General features: G+C 65.1%; 14 protein-coding genes. 8 read left to right on the top strand and 6 right to left on the bottom strand.

Annotated elements, in window-relative coordinates; all coding sequences use genetic code 11:
• Positions 1–7: 7 nt before the first annotated feature.
• From BLQ71_RS19620 to BLQ71_RS19605, 4 genes are all read right to left on the bottom strand, one after another.
• Entirely contained in the window at positions 8–1027 is a 1020-nt protein-coding gene (locus tag BLQ71_RS19620; RefSeq protein WP_074622938.1) for an ABC transporter permease, read from the bottom strand.
• A gap of 97 nt (positions 1028–1124) precedes the next feature.
• Positions 1125–2093: a substrate-binding domain-containing protein gene (locus tag BLQ71_RS19615; protein WP_074622937.1), complete on the bottom strand. Its 969-nt coding sequence runs from the start codon at positions 2091–2093 to the stop codon at positions 1125–1127.
• A 109-nt stretch (positions 2094–2202) separates the two neighbouring features.
• The gene (locus BLQ71_RS19610; RefSeq protein WP_043145862.1) at positions 2203–3228 is read right to left on the bottom strand and encodes a sterol desaturase family protein; all 1026 of its coding nucleotides are present in this window, start codon (positions 3226–3228) and stop codon (positions 2203–2205) included.
• A 28-nt stretch (positions 3229–3256) separates the two neighbouring features.
• Complete coding sequence (locus BLQ71_RS19605; RefSeq protein WP_074622936.1) at positions 3257–4285, bottom strand: sterol desaturase family protein; 1029 nt, start codon at positions 4283–4285, stop codon at positions 3257–3259.
• Between the two features lie 174 nt (positions 4286–4459).
• Here BLQ71_RS19605 and BLQ71_RS19600 point away from each other — a divergent pair, with 174 nt between their 5' ends.
• From BLQ71_RS19600 to BLQ71_RS19590, 3 genes are all read left to right on the top strand, one after another.
• Positions 4460–5491: a LacI family DNA-binding transcriptional regulator gene (locus BLQ71_RS19600; protein WP_074622935.1), complete on the top strand. Its 1032-nt coding sequence runs from the start codon at positions 4460–4462 to the stop codon at positions 5489–5491.
• A gap of 89 nt (positions 5492–5580) precedes the next feature.
• On the top strand, positions 5581–6354 hold the full coding sequence (locus BLQ71_RS19595; protein ID WP_052244812.1) for a FadR/GntR family transcriptional regulator: 774 nt from the start codon (positions 5581–5583) through the stop codon (positions 6352–6354).
• A 2-nt stretch (positions 6355–6356) separates the two neighbouring features.
• The gene (locus BLQ71_RS19590) at positions 6357–7274 is read left to right on the top strand and encodes a glutaminase (protein ID WP_074622967.1); all 918 of its coding nucleotides are present in this window, start codon (positions 6357–6359) and stop codon (positions 7272–7274) included.
• Here the strand turns inward: BLQ71_RS19590 and BLQ71_RS19585 are convergent.
• A complete protein-coding gene (locus tag BLQ71_RS19585; protein WP_069210257.1) occupies positions 7244–7933 on the bottom strand; it encodes a DUF1028 domain-containing protein in 690 nt (229 codons plus the stop codon). The two genes, BLQ71_RS19590 and BLQ71_RS19585, sit on opposite strands and share 31 nt — an antisense overlap.
• A gap of 117 nt (positions 7934–8050) precedes the next feature.
• Between BLQ71_RS19585 and BLQ71_RS19580 the strand changes: the two genes are divergently transcribed.
• From BLQ71_RS19580 to BLQ71_RS19565, 4 genes are all read left to right on the top strand, one after another.
• Positions 8051–9628, top strand: coding sequence for an ABC transporter substrate-binding protein (locus BLQ71_RS19580; protein ID WP_074622934.1), 1578 nt, complete (start codon positions 8051–8053; stop codon positions 9626–9628).
• A 147-nt stretch (positions 9629–9775) separates the two neighbouring features.
• Positions 9776–10723, top strand: a complete 948-nt coding sequence (locus tag BLQ71_RS19575) for an ABC transporter permease (protein ID WP_069210292.1) — start codon at positions 9776–9778, stop codon at positions 10721–10723.
• Positions 10723–12603 (top strand): dipeptide/oligopeptide/nickel ABC transporter permease/ATP-binding protein, encoded by a 1881-nt coding sequence (locus tag BLQ71_RS19570; RefSeq protein ID WP_074622966.1) that lies wholly within the window; start codon positions 10723–10725, stop codon positions 12601–12603. The genes BLQ71_RS19575 and BLQ71_RS19570 overlap by 1 nt, the downstream gene beginning before the upstream one ends.
• Positions 12600–13556, top strand: coding sequence for an ABC transporter ATP-binding protein (locus BLQ71_RS19565; RefSeq protein WP_074622933.1), 957 nt, complete (start codon positions 12600–12602; stop codon positions 13554–13556). Before BLQ71_RS19570 ends, BLQ71_RS19565 begins: the two co-directional genes overlap by 4 nt.
• A 9-nt stretch (positions 13557–13565) precedes the next feature.
• Here the strand turns inward: BLQ71_RS19565 and BLQ71_RS19560 are convergent, their stop codons facing one another.
• Positions 13566–14033, bottom strand: coding sequence for an Lrp/AsnC family transcriptional regulator (locus BLQ71_RS19560; protein ID WP_074622932.1), 468 nt, complete (start codon positions 14031–14033; stop codon positions 13566–13568).
• A 126-nt stretch (positions 14034–14159) separates the two neighbouring features.
• Here BLQ71_RS19560 and BLQ71_RS27095 point away from each other — a divergent pair, with 126 nt between their 5' ends.
• A complete protein-coding gene (locus BLQ71_RS27095) occupies positions 14160–14354 on the top strand; it encodes a pyruvate dehydrogenase E1 component-related protein (protein ID WP_346223464.1) in 195 nt (64 codons plus the stop codon).
• Positions 14355–14574 lie beyond the last annotated feature (220 nt).

Below are 14574 nucleotides of genomic sequence, written 5' to 3'. Positions count from 1 at the left end.
CCCGGCCTCACTTCTTGGTCGCGTAGCTCAGGGCGAGCTTGCGGAAGGTGTCGTTGGACATCACCGCGATCAGCAGGAGCGCCCCGATGATGATGCTGCCGTAGTTCGGATCGAGTCCGCTGAAGAAGATGCCCTGGTTGACGATGGAAAAGGTCAGTGTGCCCAGCACGATGCCCACCACCGACCCGGCACCGCCGGTCAGCAGCACGCCGCCGATGACCACGCACATGATCGAGTTGAAGATGAAGGCCTGTCCCGCCGCGACCTGCGCGCTGCCGAAGGTCAGCACCTGGCTGACGCCGACAAAGGCCGCTGCAAAACCGCTGAGCATGTAGAGGCCGATGGTCACGCGGCGGATCGGGATGCCGGCATTGCGCGCGCTGTCGCGGTCGCCGCCCAGGGCAAAGACCCAGTTCCCCCAGGGCGCGACGTGCAGCAGGTAGTAGATCACCAGGGCAAAGCCCAGCCACCAGAAGATGGTGACGCGAAACATGAAGTTGATGGACTCGCCCAGCATCAGCTTGGCCACCGGGTCGGGCGTCATGAAGACCCCGGTCGATCCCGCGATCAGCACCGTCAGTCCCAGGGTCAGGCCCATCGTGCCGAACATCGTGCCGATGGTGATGATGAGCGAGGGGATCGCGGTGCGCGACACCAGGTAGCCGTTGATGAAACCGATCATCAGCCCGACCGCGAGCCCGGCAAGGACGCCGTACCAGGTGGGCAGATCGTAGTGGCCGGACACCAACGCGCAGGTCAGCGCGGCGGCGGGTACGACGGCGCCCACGGAAATGTCCAGCTCTCCGGCGATCATCAACAGGCCGACGGGGAGGGCGATGATGCCGACCTCGGCCGCCATCGTCAGGAAGGCGGACCAGCCGGGCGCGCCGAGAAACACCTTGCCGCCGAGGCTGGCGAAGAAGGCGTAGACGACGATCGTCCCGATCAGGGTTCCGAATTCGGGCCGGCGGATCAGGTTGCCGATGCTCGCGGCTGGGCCGCTGGTTCTTGGCGCGTCAGGTGACATGTCTCTCCCGTTCCGGTCGCGTCAAAGGCGCCCGGCCTCCCGTTTGTCGTGAAGGATGGGCCGCGCGCGGCGGCGCGGCCCGGTGCCCGTGGGGCGCTCAGCGCGTGCCCTTGCCCGCACCCAGCATGGTGGCGTCGATGTTCGACGCATCGACGACGCCGGGGCCGGTCAGGATCTCGCGAGTCGGGATCGACAGGCCGTAGTTGATGTGTCCGTTCAGGATCGACACGGCGTAGAAGCCCTGCTGATACCCTTGCTGGTCGATGGCGCAGGCCTGCTGACCGCTCTTGATGTTGGTCAGGATCGCCTCGTCGAAGTTGATGCCGCAGATCTGCACCTGGCCGGCCTTGCCCGCCTGCTGGATTCCCTGGACGATGCCGACGGCATCGAGGTTCGCGGTGGCGAAGACGGCGTTGATGTCCGGGTTCTGCAGCAGGTGCGCGCGCACGGCCTGGGCCACGGCGGTCACGTTGCCCTGGGCGGTCGCGGGCAGGGGCAGGGTGGTCGCGGTGTGGCCGGTGTTCTCCATGCCCTCGGCGAACCCGTTGCAGTAATCCTCGATATTGGCCGCGCCGGGCAGCGAGTTGACGCAGAGCCCGACGGTCCCGCCGTTGTTGCCCAGCCATTCGCCGCCGGCGACACCGGCCAGGTAATCGACCGCGCCGACGTAGTTCAGCGCGCCCAGCCGGTCGGCGGCCTCGAGGCCGCCGGCGTTGTAGATGACCAGCGGGATGCCCGCGTCCACGACCGCCTGAAAGGCCGGGTCCATCGCCTCGGGGACCCAGTTCGGGCCGATGACGCCATCGGCGCCCTGGTCGATGGCCTGGCGGATCAGTTCCGCCGCGTCCACGCCGAGGTTGTCGTAGTTCTGCGGGCCCAGCCAGGTGACGGAGCCGCCCTGTGCCTCGACCACGAGGGCCGCGTCTTCGGCGCCGCGCTTGACGATCGACCAGAACGGATCGTCGGGCTTGCCGCCGATGACGAAGATGTCCGCGCCTTCGGCGTAGACGGCCGATGCGCCGATGGCGAGGGCGGCGGTGGTCGCAAGGAACGTGCTCAGTTTCATTTAGGGTCTCCTCCCCTGTTTGCCGTCGTCGGTCGGACGGCATTGGTCAGTCGTGATGGGTTTTGCGGATCGCCCGGGTGCCTCCTCGCACGCCTGGGCGGGTCGCTCCTTATTCGGCGGGCATGCCGCCTTTCCGGGCGTTTGCGCGGGCCTTCTTGTCCCGGAAACGCGCCTTCATCTTTTCGTCGGCCTGCTTGGTGCCGTCGTGCCAGGTGCCGAACAGCGCATCGAAGGGCACGATGCCGTCGCCGTAGTTCACCTCGAAATACTTGTGGTGCAGGTAATGGGCGTAGGCGTGCATATCGATCGCCCGGTCGCCACCCAGTTCCATCTTGTCAAAGCCGACGTGCCCCGGGATCGCCCCGAATGCCGCGCGGTGCATCTGGAACAACATGATGAAGGGGTTGGACGGCAGGATCAGGTGCCACAGGCCGACACCGAAGTAGAGCAGGTGTTCCACCGGGTGCATGGCCAGCGACGACCAGGGCGAAGGGTTGACCGAGTTGTGGTGCACCGAATGCACGTGCTTGTAGAGAAAGGGCACATGGATCAGCCGGTGGATGCAGTAGAAATGCGCCTCCTGGATGAAAGGCACCAGGAAGACCATCAGTGCCAGCCAGACCGGGTGATCGGCCCAGGCCAGCCAGGGCGCATAGCCGTTGGCATAGGCCCAGAGCGCGCCGACCTCTAGCGCGGTCCAGATCGGCACGCCGTGCAGAAAGGTGCGCAGGGCGCCGTCGATCTGCTGGTCATTGAACCAGAACACGCCGGATTTCTGGTCGGCGGGGAACTTGGCGTTGTACTTGAACCGGGTGTGCTGTGCCCGCTGCATGTAGAGGCGCAGCTCGAAGGCGCCGTAGAACAGGGCGATGCCGAGCGCGTTGAGCGCAAGGAGTTTCAGCACCCAGCCCCAGGCCAGGGTCTGCATGACCGCCACCGGCGGGATCACCCAGGCCCAGTAGACCAGTGCCGAGATGAAAAAGAGCAGGTTCCAGGGAAAGAGGTAGCCCTTGAGCCAGGCCAGCAGCTCCATCGGTTTCGGCGGCAGGGCGTAGAAGGGGGCCACCCCGGCGACGGGGTCCCTGGGGGCCCAGTTGCCACGCTTGTCGCGGGTGCCGTGTTTCAGATCGTCCATCGCTTGGTCCTCCCTGGCGTCGGCTTGCTCACTCGGCGGCGGTGGCGCCGGTCTTCCGGGGCTTCATGCGCTCTTTCTTCTTGCGGAACCGCTCTTTCATGCGTTCGTCCGCTTCCTTGGTGCCGTCGTGCCAGTAGCCCAGCCACTTATCGAGCGGGACCAGCCCGTCGGCGCCATAGTTCACCTCGAAATACTTGTGGTGCAGGTAATGAGCGTAGGCGTGGCTATCGAGCGCGGTCTCGTCGGTGATCTCCAGCTTGTCAAAGCCGATGTGCCCGTTGATGGCGCCGTAGCCGACGGCATGACTGTTGAACATCATCACGATCGGGTTCGACGGGATCAGCAGGTGCCAGACGATCTCGCCGAAATAGAGCGTGTGTTCGATCCAGTGCATCGACAGCGACGACCAGGGCGACGGGTTGATCGAGTTGTGATGCACCGAATGGATGTGCTTGTAGAGAAACGGCGTGTGAATCAGGCGGTGGATGCAGAAGAAGTGGATCTCGTGGATGGCGGGCACCAGCAGCGTCAGCGCCACCAGCCACAGGCAGTTGTCCTGCCAGTCGACCCAGCCGAAGGCGTGGATGCCATTGCCGTAGCACCAGAGCATCAGCACCTCGACCGCGGTCCAGATCGGGATGCCGATGAGGAAACTGCGCAGGAAGTTGTCCAGGTTCTGGCTCTTGAACCAGAACACGTCAGAGGGCGTCTCGGCGGGGAACTTGGCGTTGTACTTGAACCGCGTGCCCTGCCTGCGCCGAACGTAGTAGAACAGCTCGATGGCGCCATACATCGCGAAGATGCCCGCCATGTTCACCACCAACAGGTAGAGCGGCCAGCCCCAGCTGAGCGTCGCCAGCGTCTGGGTGTCGGGGATCACGAAGACCCAGTAGAGCAGGGCCGTCGCCATGTGAAAGGCGTTCCAGGGCCAGAGGTAGTCGACCAGGAAAGCACCCATCTTGTTGAACTTGCCCAGCCAGAAGGGGGCGATTTCCAAAGGCGCGTTCGGGGCCCAGTTGCCGCGTTTGTCACGGGTGCCGTACTGCAGATCATCCATGAGTGCGCCCTCCCCAGCGTCTCATCGGCGCTGGCAGAAAACTGCGCCGACCGATGCATGTTTTCTTGACGAATTGACCTGCATCAAATCAAGCTTGCTGATGTGATGAGAGTGATTTCATATCATTTCAGTTCACGCGCCAACCAAGATGAAACGAAATGAAGTGACCCCGACATGGTGAAACGACCGACAATTCCTGACCTGGCAGAGGCTGCGGGCGTCTCGGTTTCGACGGTCAACAGGGTGATCAACAAGGCCGACAGCGTGCGCCAGCCGACCCGGGAAAGGGTGCTGCGGGCGGCGCAGGAGATCGGGTTCTATGGCCTTGGGGCAATTGAATATTCCGTCCACGCCGGCCGGGAGGTGCATCGCCCGGGCGTGTTGCTCTTGCAAGAGCGGCGCCCGTTCTACCGCGACCTTGGCGCGGCCTTTCGGCAGGCTGCCGAAGAGCACACCGATGGCCGGATCGAACTGACCCTGGAGTTTCTGGACGACCTTTCGCCCGAGGTCGTGGCAGACCGGCTGAGACAGCTTGGCGCGAATTGCGATTCGGTGGCACTGGTGGCCGCGGAACATCCTCTCATCACCGATGCGATCGATTCCCTGCTGCTGCGGGGCACCCCGGTCATGGGGCTGATCACCCCCCTGACCGCACGGGGGAATGTCGGCTACGTGGGGCTGGACAGTTTCAAGGTAGGGCGCACCGCCGCCTGGGCCTTTGACAAGATCTGCCACCAGAGGGGCGAAATCGGCATCCTTGTCGGCAACACGCGCTACCGCAACCAGGACCTGAACGAGAGCGGCTTTCGCTCTTATTTCCGCGAGAACGCCTCCGGTTTCACCCTGTTGGAGCCGCGCGCGACCTTTGAATCGGCAGATGTGGCGCGCGAGATGACCGAAGACCTGTTTGCCCAGCACCCCGAGATGTGCGGGATTTTCATCTCTGGCGGGGGGATCACCGGGTCATTGGCCGCCCTGCGCGAGGCGCCCCGGCGTCCCGGTTTTGTCGCGGTGGGCTATGAACTGATGGATGTCACGCGCAGGGCGCTTTTCGACGGTACGCTGACGATGGCGATATCGCACCCGATGGAGGCCCTGGCCCGCCAGACCCTGGCCGCGCTGGTCAAGTCCAAACGCGCCGGGCCGGACGCCGGGGCGCAGAACGTCATGCTGGATTTCGACATTCATACATCCGAAAATCTGTGACCCGTCCCGATGTGGCCCGAACTTATGCCTCTTGAATCTATCATGATGAATTGCTTGTCTCTGGCAATGTCGTCACGGACCCGTCCCAAATGACCGGCCTGCAAGGCCCCGGCCCCCTGACACGCGATGGCACGCGCCGGTCGCGCCCGGTGCGCGTGGCCGAGGCCATCAAGGACTGGGTGGTCGAACGCGGGCTGCAACCCGGCGACCGTCTGCCCGGCGAGGCAGAGCTGATCGCCGAATTCGGCATGTCCAAGGGCACGATCCGCGAGGCGATGCGCCTGTTGCAGGCGCAGGGCCTTGTGGTGACCAAGACCGGCCCGGGCGGTGGCAGTTTCGTGGGCGAGGTCGGCAAGGACCGGGCCCATGCGCTGCTGGGCAATTATTTCTATTTCCGCAATATCTCGATCGACGACATCTACCAGGTGCGCATCGCGCTGGAACCGGAGCTGGCGGCCTCTTTGGCCGGGCGGCTGACGCCGGAACAACTGGCAGAGCTGGGGCGGATCATGACCACCTATGCCGAACCCGCCGAAGATGCCGAGGGCGAACGCGCCCAGCATGTCGCCTCGCTGGTGTTCCACGCGCGCCTGGCTGAGTTTGCGGACAACGCCTTGCTGGGGTTCTTCATCGGCTTCATGGCGCAGATCCTGGCCGACCTGACCGTCTACAAACGCCTCTATTCCAAGCCGAACCACGAACTCTGGCGGCAGGGACGCGACCACCAGGCGGGACTGGTCGAGGCGCTGCGCAACGGCGATGCCGAGGCCGCCCGGGCCATCATGCGCGAACACATGGAAATGGCACGCCGCCTGATGGAGGACCAGGAGGCGGTGGTCATGAAACGATTCATGGCGGAATGAGCATGGACGGACTGGCGAAAGAGCTGGAACGCCTCGTGGCCGAGGCGCGGGGCGCGGGCGACTGGGGCCGTCCCGCAGATTACATCCCCGAACTGGCCAAGGTCGATCCGGCGCAGGTAGGGGTTGCCCTCTGTCTGGCCGACGGGACGGAGCTCGGGGCAGGGGAGGCGGACAGGCCCTTTTCGATCCAGAGCATCTCGAAGGTGTTTTCGCTGGCGGCCGTTCTGGGGCGGCTGGGGGATGACCTTTGGCGCAGGGTCGGGCGCGAACCCTCTGGCACCGCCTTCGACAGCATCTTTCTGCTGGAGCATGAGAACGGCCGCCCACGCAATCCTTTCATCAACGCGGGGGCCCTGGTGACGACGGACGCGCTCTTGGGCGGGCGTGAACCCCGGCAGGCGCTGTCCGAAATCATGCACCTTGTCCGCGCCGCGGCCGAGGATGACGACATCCACATCGACAAGGCGGTGGCGGAGTCGGAAAAGGCCACGGCCAGCCGCAATATGGCGCTGCTGTACTACCTGCAATCGCATGACAACCTGCTGAACCCGCCCGAGATGGTCATGGGCACCTATGCCCATCAATGCGCCATCGAGATGACCTGTCGCCAACTGGCGCGGGCGGGGCGGATGCTGGCGATGCTGCCCGGCGTGCCGGCGATGATCTCACCGCTCCGGGCGCGGCGGATCAATGCGCTGATGATGACCTGCGGGCAGTATGACGGCTCGGGCAATTTCGCCTTTCGCGTCGGCCTGCCGGGCAAGAGCGGGGTGGGCGGGGGGATTCTGCTGGTGGCGCCGGGCGTCGCCTCGATCGCGGTCTGGTCGCCGGGGCTGGACGGCTATGGCAACTCGCAGGTGGGCACCTGGCTGGCCGAACGGATCGCCGGTTACACCGGCTGGTCGGTCTTCGCACCGTAGGGGGTGGCGCGCTCGGGGTCGTCGAGCGTTGGCACCATGACGGCCCAGTCGGCATAGTCGCCGCTGGTGGCGCGCTGGTGCAGCGCCCGCAGATCGGCCAGAGGTGTCGCCGAATGATCCACGCGCAGGGTCAGCGGCGCCATGTCCCGCCCGACGATCAACAGCGCGGCAGAGAGCAGCCCCCGGCTGTCGCCCCCGGCGGCCGCGGCCGCATCCAGCGCGGCCAGCAGGCGCAGGTCGAATGCGCCCTCGGCGGCGAGGAACCCGTCCAGCATCGCTTGCAGCACCTCCTCGGAAGAGAGCAGGTTGCCGGTGACGATCACCTTGTCCGCACTGCGCGCGCCCGCCGCCTGGATGCTGTCGGCGCCGGTAAAGCTGGCGGTGCCGCCTGTCGGGTCCAGCGTCGCCAGCTGCCGCTGGCCGCGGCCGCTGTCGGCGCCGGTCACACGCTCCACGGCGTCCCGTGCGGAAAGCCCGGATTTCATCAGGGCGAGCGTCTCTGTCCCCCACATGGTCGAGGGCAGGGACCCCTGTGAGGCCGACATCCCCGATTCGGCATCCCCGCGCAGAACCCAGCCGCCGACACAGAGACTGCCCGTGGTGGCGGCACCTCCGTAGCGGCCTGTTTTTTCATCGTATGCAAGGATCGAAATCGTCATGCGGGAGCCTCCTCATCATGAGACTTGAATTTATCATGAAAATTTGGCCTCATGCAATTTATCATGAAAAATAAAAAATGAAGAACAAGACCCAAGGACAACAGCGGAGGTAACGCAATGTCGCTCTTCTCTTTCACCCGCCGAGGGCTGCTTGCCGCCGGGACGGCGCTTGCGCTGACAGTCGGCACACTGACCGGGGCCCAGGCGCAGACGCCTCCGGGCGTCCTGATCGTCGGCCAGATCGCCGAGCCCAAGGCGCTGGACCCGGCGGCGGTCACGGCGGTCAACGACTTCCGCATCCTGATGAACGTCTACGACGGGCTGGTGCGCTACAAGGATGGCACGCTGGAGGTCGAGCCGGCGCTGGCGACCGACTGGACCATCTCGGAGGACGGCACCGAATACACCTTTGACCTGCGCGAGGGTGTGAGCTTTCACGACGGCAGCCCGTTCAACGCCGATGCGGTGAAGTTCAACTTCGAGCGGATGCTGAACGAGGACCACCCCTATCACGACACGGGTCCCTTCCCGCTGGCCTTCTTCTTCTCGGCGGTGGAAACCATCGAGGTGGTGGATGACCTGACGGTGAAATTCACCCTGAACGCGCCCTATGCGCCGTTCCTGTCGAACCTTGCCTATCCCACGGGCCTGATCGTTTCGCCCGCCGCGGTCGAACAGCACGGATCGGATTTCGGGCGCAATCCCTCGGGCACCGGCCCGTTCACCTTTGCCGAATGGCGGTCGAACGAAGCGGTGGTGATCGAGGGCAACCCTGACTACTGGGGCGGGGCGCCGGATCTTCAGGCGGTGGTGTTCCGCCCGATCACCGATGCTAATACCCGCACGGCGGAAATGCTGGCCGGGGGGATCGACCTGATGGTCGAGGTGCCGCCCGTGGCCCTGTCCGAATTCCAGGGCGCGGAATACACGGTGCACGAGCAGGCCGGCCCGCATGTCTGGTTCCTGATCCTGAACGCCAAGGAAGGCCCCTTTGCCGACAAGTTGGTGCGCCAGGCGGCGAACTACGCGGTCAACAAGACCGCGCTGGTGGACGACGTGCTGGAAGGGACCGCTGCCGTGGCTGCGGGCCCAACGCCGCCGGCCTTCGCCTGGGCCTACAACGAGGACCTCGAGCCCTATCCCTATGACCCCGACAAGGCCCGCGCGCTGCTGGCCGAGGCCGGTGCCGAGGGGGCGGAACTGACATTCTTCGTGACCGAGGGCGGGTCCGGCATGCTGGACCCGATCGCGATGGGCACGGCGATCCAGGCGGACCTGGAAGCCGTCGGCTTTGACGTCACGATCGAGACCTACGAGTGGAACACCTTCCTGGGCGAGGTGAACCCGGGTCTGGCGGGCAAGGCGGACATGGCCGAGATGGCCTGGATGACCAACGACCCCGACACGCTGCCCTTCCTCGCGCTGCGCACCGATGCCTGGCCCGAGGCGGGCGGGTTCAACTCTGGCTATTATTCGAACCCGAAGGTGGATGAACTGCTGGAGGCGGCCCGCGTCGCCACCGACCAGGACGAGCGCGCGCGTCTTTACAAGGAGATGCAGACCATCGTGCAGGAAGATGCGCCCTGGGTCTTTGTCGCCAACTGGAAGCAGAACGCGGTGACGAGCGACCGGGTCGAGGGCTTTTCCTTGCAACCGTCCTTCTTCCTGCTGCTGGATGACGTGGTGAAGAACTGATTGCGAGTCGGGCGGGGCCGGGCATCGAGCCCGGCCCCGCCCGCCGGGGGCTCTGCCCCCGAAGTGCGCCTGCGGCGCACACCCCCGGAGGTATTTCTTGCCCAAAGAAGCCAGGGGTCGTTTTCCCGCCAGACAAAGGGGGTGCGCATGGGGCGTTATATCCTCGGACGATTGATTTCCGCCATTCCGGTGCTGCTGGGCATTACCGTGATCGTCTTCCTGATCATGGCGCTGATCCCGGGCGATCCGGCGACGGCGATCCTGGGCAGCTACGCGACGCCGGAGAACGTGGAAAAACTGAACCGCGACCTTGGCTTGGACAAGCCCCTGGTGGCGCAGTATTTCATCTGGCTCGGCAACATGCTGCAGGGCGATTTCGGCACCAGTTTCTCGCTCAACCGGCCTGTGATCGACGAGGTTCTGGAGCGGTTCAACGGGACGCTGATCCTGGCCGGGACGTCCTTTGTCATCTGTTCGGTGCTGGGCATCATGGCGGGCGTGATCTCGGCCGCCAACCAGTATGGCTGGGCGGACAAGGGCATCACCTTTGTCGTGCTGCTGGGGATCTCGATCCCGAGTTTCTTTCTCGGCATGATGATGATCCTGTTCTTCTCGGTGAACCTGAGGATATTCCCGGTTTCCGGCATGTGGCCGATCTATGGCACGCGGGATATCTGGGCGCTGCTCAATCACCTGGTCCTGCCGGCCAGTGCGCTGGCGGTGGTCGCCACCGGCGTGATCGCGCGCCTGTCGCGTTCTGCCATGCTGGAGGTGCTGCGACAGGATTTCATCCGCACCGCGCGGGCCAAGGGCGTGAATGAGCGCGGCGTGATCTGGCGTCATGCGTTGAAGGCGGCGATGGTCTCGATCATCCCTGTCCTTGGCATCCAGGCCGGGTTCGTCCTGTCGGGCGCGGTCTATATCGAGATCGTCTTTCAGTGGCCCGGCGTGGGCCGGATGCTGGTCGACGCGATCCTGAAGCGGGACATCCTGCTGGTGCAGGGGGGCGTGGTCTTTGTCGCCGCCTGTTACGTCCTGTTCAACATCGTGGTGGACGTGGCGCAGAGCCTGCTGGACCCGAGGATCAAGACATGATGGCCTTTCTCAAACTCCTCGCCCGCAACCGGCTGGCGCTGGCCGGGGGCATTGTCCTGAGCTTCGTCGTGCTGCTGGCGCTGATCACGCCGCTCCTGCCCTTGGCGGAACCGAACGTGACCAATACCGCCGCGCGGTTCCAGAAGCTCTTTACCGAGGGCGCGCTCCTGGGCACCGATCACCTAGGACGGGACCTGCTGTCGCGGCTGATGTGGGGCACGCGGTTGTCGCTGGCCGTGGGGTTCGCCGCAGCCGTGGTCGCCGCCACGCTGGGCGCGGCCATCGGCATCGTCGCAGGGTTCTACGGCGGGCGGACGGACAACCTGATCATGCGCGGCGTCGACATGTTGATGGCCTTTCCCTACATCCTGCTGGCGCTGGCCATCGTGGCCGCCCTTGGGCCGGGCCTGTTCAACGCGCTGATCGCCGTGGCCGCCGTGAACGTGCCCTTCTTTGCACGGAACATCCGGGGCATCACGGTGGGCATCGCGCACAAGGAATTCGTCGATGCGGCGCGCCTGGCGGGCCTGTCGAACACCCGCATCATCCTGACGGAAATCCTGCCCAACGTGATCCCGGTGATCGTGATCGCCATGTCCACCACCATCGGCTGGATGATCCTGGAAACCGCCGGCCTGTCCTTCCTCGGGCTGGGCTCGCAGCCGCCGCAGGCGGACCTGGGCTCGATGCTGGGCGAAGCGCGCTCGGCGCTGATCACCAACCCGCATACCTCGGTCGTCCCCGGCATCATGATCCTGATCATCGTCATGTCGATCAACCTCTTGGGCGACGGGGTGCGGGACGCGCTGGACCCGAGGCTGAAATCCGGCGCGCTGTCGCGCCCGATGGCCTCCACGATGGTCCGCCGCAAGGACCCGGTGCCCCAAGCCGAGGGCAAGGGCCTGCTGGAAGTGCAGGAGTTGCAGACCCAGTTCCACGTCAAGGATCGCGTCTATCGGGCGGTGGGCGGCGTGTCCCTGCATGTCAAGCCGGGGGAGTGCCTGGGCGTGATCGGTGAAAGCGGGTCGGGCAAATCCGTCACCGCGCTGTCGGTCATGGGGCTGGTGGCCTCGCCGCCCGGGGTCATCACCGGGGGCGCGGTGCGCTATGATGGCGAGGACCTGATCGGCGCGCCGTATCGCAAGCTGCGCGAGATGCGGGGCCGCAATGTCGCCTATATCTTCCAGGATCCGCTGGCCACGCTGCACCCGCTCTACAAGGTGGGTGACCAGTTGATCGAGGCAATCCGCGCGCATCGGCCCATCAGCAAGAGCGAGGGGCAGGCGCGGGCCATCGAACTGCTGAAGGCGGTGCGCATTCCCAACGCCGAAAAGCGGATCACCGATTATCCGCACGAGATGTCGGGCGGGATGCGCCAGCGCGTCGGCATCGCGATGGCGCTGGCCAACGATCCCGACATCATCATCGCGGATGAGCCGACAACCGCGCTGGACGTGACCGTTCAGGCGCAGATCCTGTCGCTGCTGGATGACCTGCGCCGCTCGCGCGGGCTGGCCATCGTCTTCATCACGCATGATTTCGGCGTGGTGGGGCAGCTGTGCGACCGGGTGGCCGTGATGTACGCGGGCCGCATCGTCGAGGAAGGCCCGACGCAATCGGTGCTGGAAACGCCGACGCATCCCTATACCGCCCGGCTGATGGCCTGTGTTCCGGAACTGGGCGAGGGCAAACGGCGGCTGGAGGCGATCCCGGGCCTGCCACCGGTGGTGGACAAGCTGCCCGCAGGCTGTGCCTTTGCCGACCGTTGCGACCGGGTGCAGGCGGACTGCAGACAGGGCGAAATCGACCTCGAGCGTGAAGGCGCGCGCGCGGTGCGCTGTATCCATCCCGTGACCCCGCTGAAGGAGGCCGCAGAATGACAGAGGCGCTGAAACTGACGGAGCTGTCCAAGAGTTTCCCGGTGGGAGGTGGCTTCCTTGCGGCGTCCAGGGGGACGGTCAAGGCGGTGCATCCGATTTCCCTGACGGTCCAGCAGGGAGAGACCCTGGGCATCGTGGGGGAATCCGGCTGTGGCAAGTCCACGCTGGCCCGGATGCTGGTGGGCCTGCTGGAACCGACGACCGGCACCATCGAGATCGACGGCGCGGCGCTGGACAACGCCGACCCGGCGGTTTTTGGCAAGCGCATCCAGTATGTCTTTCAGGACCCGATTTCCTCGCTCAACCCGCGTAAGACGATCCGGCAGATCATGGAGGCGCCGCTGAAACGCCTCTACGGCATGGACCGTTCGCAGCGCGATCTGCGGATTTCCGAGATATTCGCCAGCGTGAACCTGCGCGAGGAGTTCCTGGAGCGCTATCCGCATGAATTTTCGGGCGGGCAGGCGCAGCGGATCGGGATCGCCCGGGCGCTGGCCGCCAATGCGCGCATCCTGATCCTGGATGAGCCGGTGTCGGCGCTGGATGTCTCTGTGCAGGCGCAGGTGCTGAACCTGCTGGCGGATCTGAAAAAGGAATTCAGCCTCACCTACCTGTTCATCAGCCATGACCTTGCGGTGGTCGAGGCGGTCAGCGACCGGATCGCGGTGCTTTACTTTGGGTCCGTGGTCGAACTTGGCCCGGCCGAAGAGATTTTCCGTGCCCCGCGTCACCCCTACACCAAGCTGCTGGCCGACAGTGCGCCGGTGGTCGGGCGGCCGCTGACGGCGCCGGAATCGAAGGAGACCGAGCTGCCAGACCCGCTGAACCCGCCGCCCGGCTGCGCCTTTGCCGCGCGCTGCCCGCGCGCCAGCGACCGCTGCCGCAAGGAGGTGCCCCGGCTGGAAGGCGACCGCGTACAGGCGGCCTGTTTTCATCCGCTGGACGGCGACTGACGGTGCCGGTCAATCCAGCCGTGAAAACCCCTTCTTGACGCGCCGGATGGGGATCGAGGACTCGATGGAGGCCACGCCCGGCACCTTGGTCAGCCGGCGGGTCAGGAAGCCTTCGAACTCGACCAGGTCGGCGACCGCGACACGCAGCAGGTAATCCCGGGTGCCGGTCATCAGCCAGCAGTCGATCACCTCGGGATAGGCGTTGACTGCCTGTTCGAAGGCTTGCAGCCGGTCGTCGACCTGGTGAGCCAGCTTGACCGAGACAAAGACGCTGAAGGGATAGCCCAGTTTGGCCTCGTCCAGATGCGCGTGATAGCCGCTGATGTATCTACGCTCTTCAAGGATGCGAACCCGCCGGGCGCAGGGCGAGGGCGACAGGTTCACCCGCCCGCTCAACTCTTGCAGGGTCAGGCGGGCATCACGCTGGACCTCGCGCAGGATGGCGTGGTCGATGGAATCGAGGCTGTCGGCGCTCATGGTGAATCTTGCAAGGTTTTGCGAAATTATTGACGGATTCCTCCAAAGATCAACCTAACCAGTGATGGGTTTGACGCCAATTGCCCCGCGCGCCTGTCTGGGTCTGGCCTAAGGCAGGAGTGAATGATGACCCGGCACCAGACCCGTTTTGACCGTATCCCCCAGGATCCGGACACCGCAGAAACCGCTGAGTGGATCGAGGCGCTGGAAAGTCTCACCCACCATGATGGCCCTGAACGGGCGCATTTCGTGATGATCGCGGTGCTGGACCCGGCGCGCCGGCTGGGGGTGACGACCCGTGGCTTGCCCTATTCGGCCTAACGCAACACGATCCCGTTGGCCCGGCAGCCCGCCTATCCCGGTGACCTTGCGCTGGAAGAGCGCATCACCTCGATCATCCGCTGGAACGCTCTGGCGATGGTCGTGCGGGCGAACCGGGCCTATGGCGAACTGGGCGGACACATCGCCTCTTACGCCTCGGCAGCCGAGATCTTCGAGGTGGGTTTCAACCATTTCTTCCGGGTGCGGGACGGCGATTTCG

This window comes from Antarctobacter albus, assembly GCF_900101505.1.
Lineage (GTDB): Bacteria > Pseudomonadota > Alphaproteobacteria > Rhodobacterales > Rhodobacteraceae > Antarctobacter > Antarctobacter albus.
The sequence above is the reverse complement of the archived record's forward strand: the minus strand, read 5'-3'. Positions and strand labels throughout refer to the sequence as shown.

Excerpts from the sequence above, each read along its gene's own strand:
- BLQ71_RS19575 (WP_069210292.1), top strand. The coding sequence starts at position 9,776 with ATGGGGCGTTATATCCTCGGACGATTGATTTCCGCCATTCCGGTGCTG.
- BLQ71_RS19620 (WP_074622938.1), bottom strand. The coding sequence starts at position 1,027 with ATGTCACCTGACGCGCCAAGAACCAGCGGCCCAGCCGCGAGCATCGGC.
- BLQ71_RS27095 (WP_346223464.1), top strand. The coding sequence starts at position 14,160 with ATGACCCGGCACCAGACCCGTTTTGACCGTATCCCCCAGGATCCGGAC.
- BLQ71_RS19565 (WP_074622933.1), top strand. The coding sequence starts at position 12,600 with ATGACAGAGGCGCTGAAACTGACGGAGCTGTCCAAGAGTTTCCCGGTG.
- BLQ71_RS19585 (WP_069210257.1), bottom strand. The coding sequence starts at position 7,933 with ATGACGATTTCGATCCTTGCATACGATGAAAAAACAGGCCGCTACGGA.
- BLQ71_RS19580 (WP_074622934.1), top strand. The coding sequence starts at position 8,051 with ATGTCGCTCTTCTCTTTCACCCGCCGAGGGCTGCTTGCCGCCGGGACG.
- BLQ71_RS19600 (WP_074622935.1), top strand. The coding sequence starts at position 4,460 with ATGGTGAAACGACCGACAATTCCTGACCTGGCAGAGGCTGCGGGCGTC.
- BLQ71_RS19605 (WP_074622936.1), bottom strand. The coding sequence starts at position 4,285 with ATGGATGATCTGCAGTACGGCACCCGTGACAAACGCGGCAACTGGGCC.
- BLQ71_RS19570 (WP_074622966.1), top strand. The coding sequence starts at position 10,723 with ATGGCCTTTCTCAAACTCCTCGCCCGCAACCGGCTGGCGCTGGCCGGG.
- BLQ71_RS19610 (WP_043145862.1), bottom strand. The coding sequence starts at position 3,228 with ATGGACGATCTGAAACACGGCACCCGCGACAAGCGTGGCAACTGGGCC.
- BLQ71_RS19595 (WP_052244812.1), top strand. The coding sequence starts at position 5,581 with ATGACCGGCCTGCAAGGCCCCGGCCCCCTGACACGCGATGGCACGCGC.
- BLQ71_RS19590 (WP_074622967.1), top strand. The coding sequence starts at position 6,357 with ATGGACGGACTGGCGAAAGAGCTGGAACGCCTCGTGGCCGAGGCGCGG.
- BLQ71_RS19560 (WP_074622932.1), bottom strand. The coding sequence starts at position 14,033 with ATGAGCGCCGACAGCCTCGATTCCATCGACCACGCCATCCTGCGCGAG.
- BLQ71_RS19615 (WP_074622937.1), bottom strand. The coding sequence starts at position 2,093 with ATGAAACTGAGCACGTTCCTTGCGACCACCGCCGCCCTCGCCATCGGC.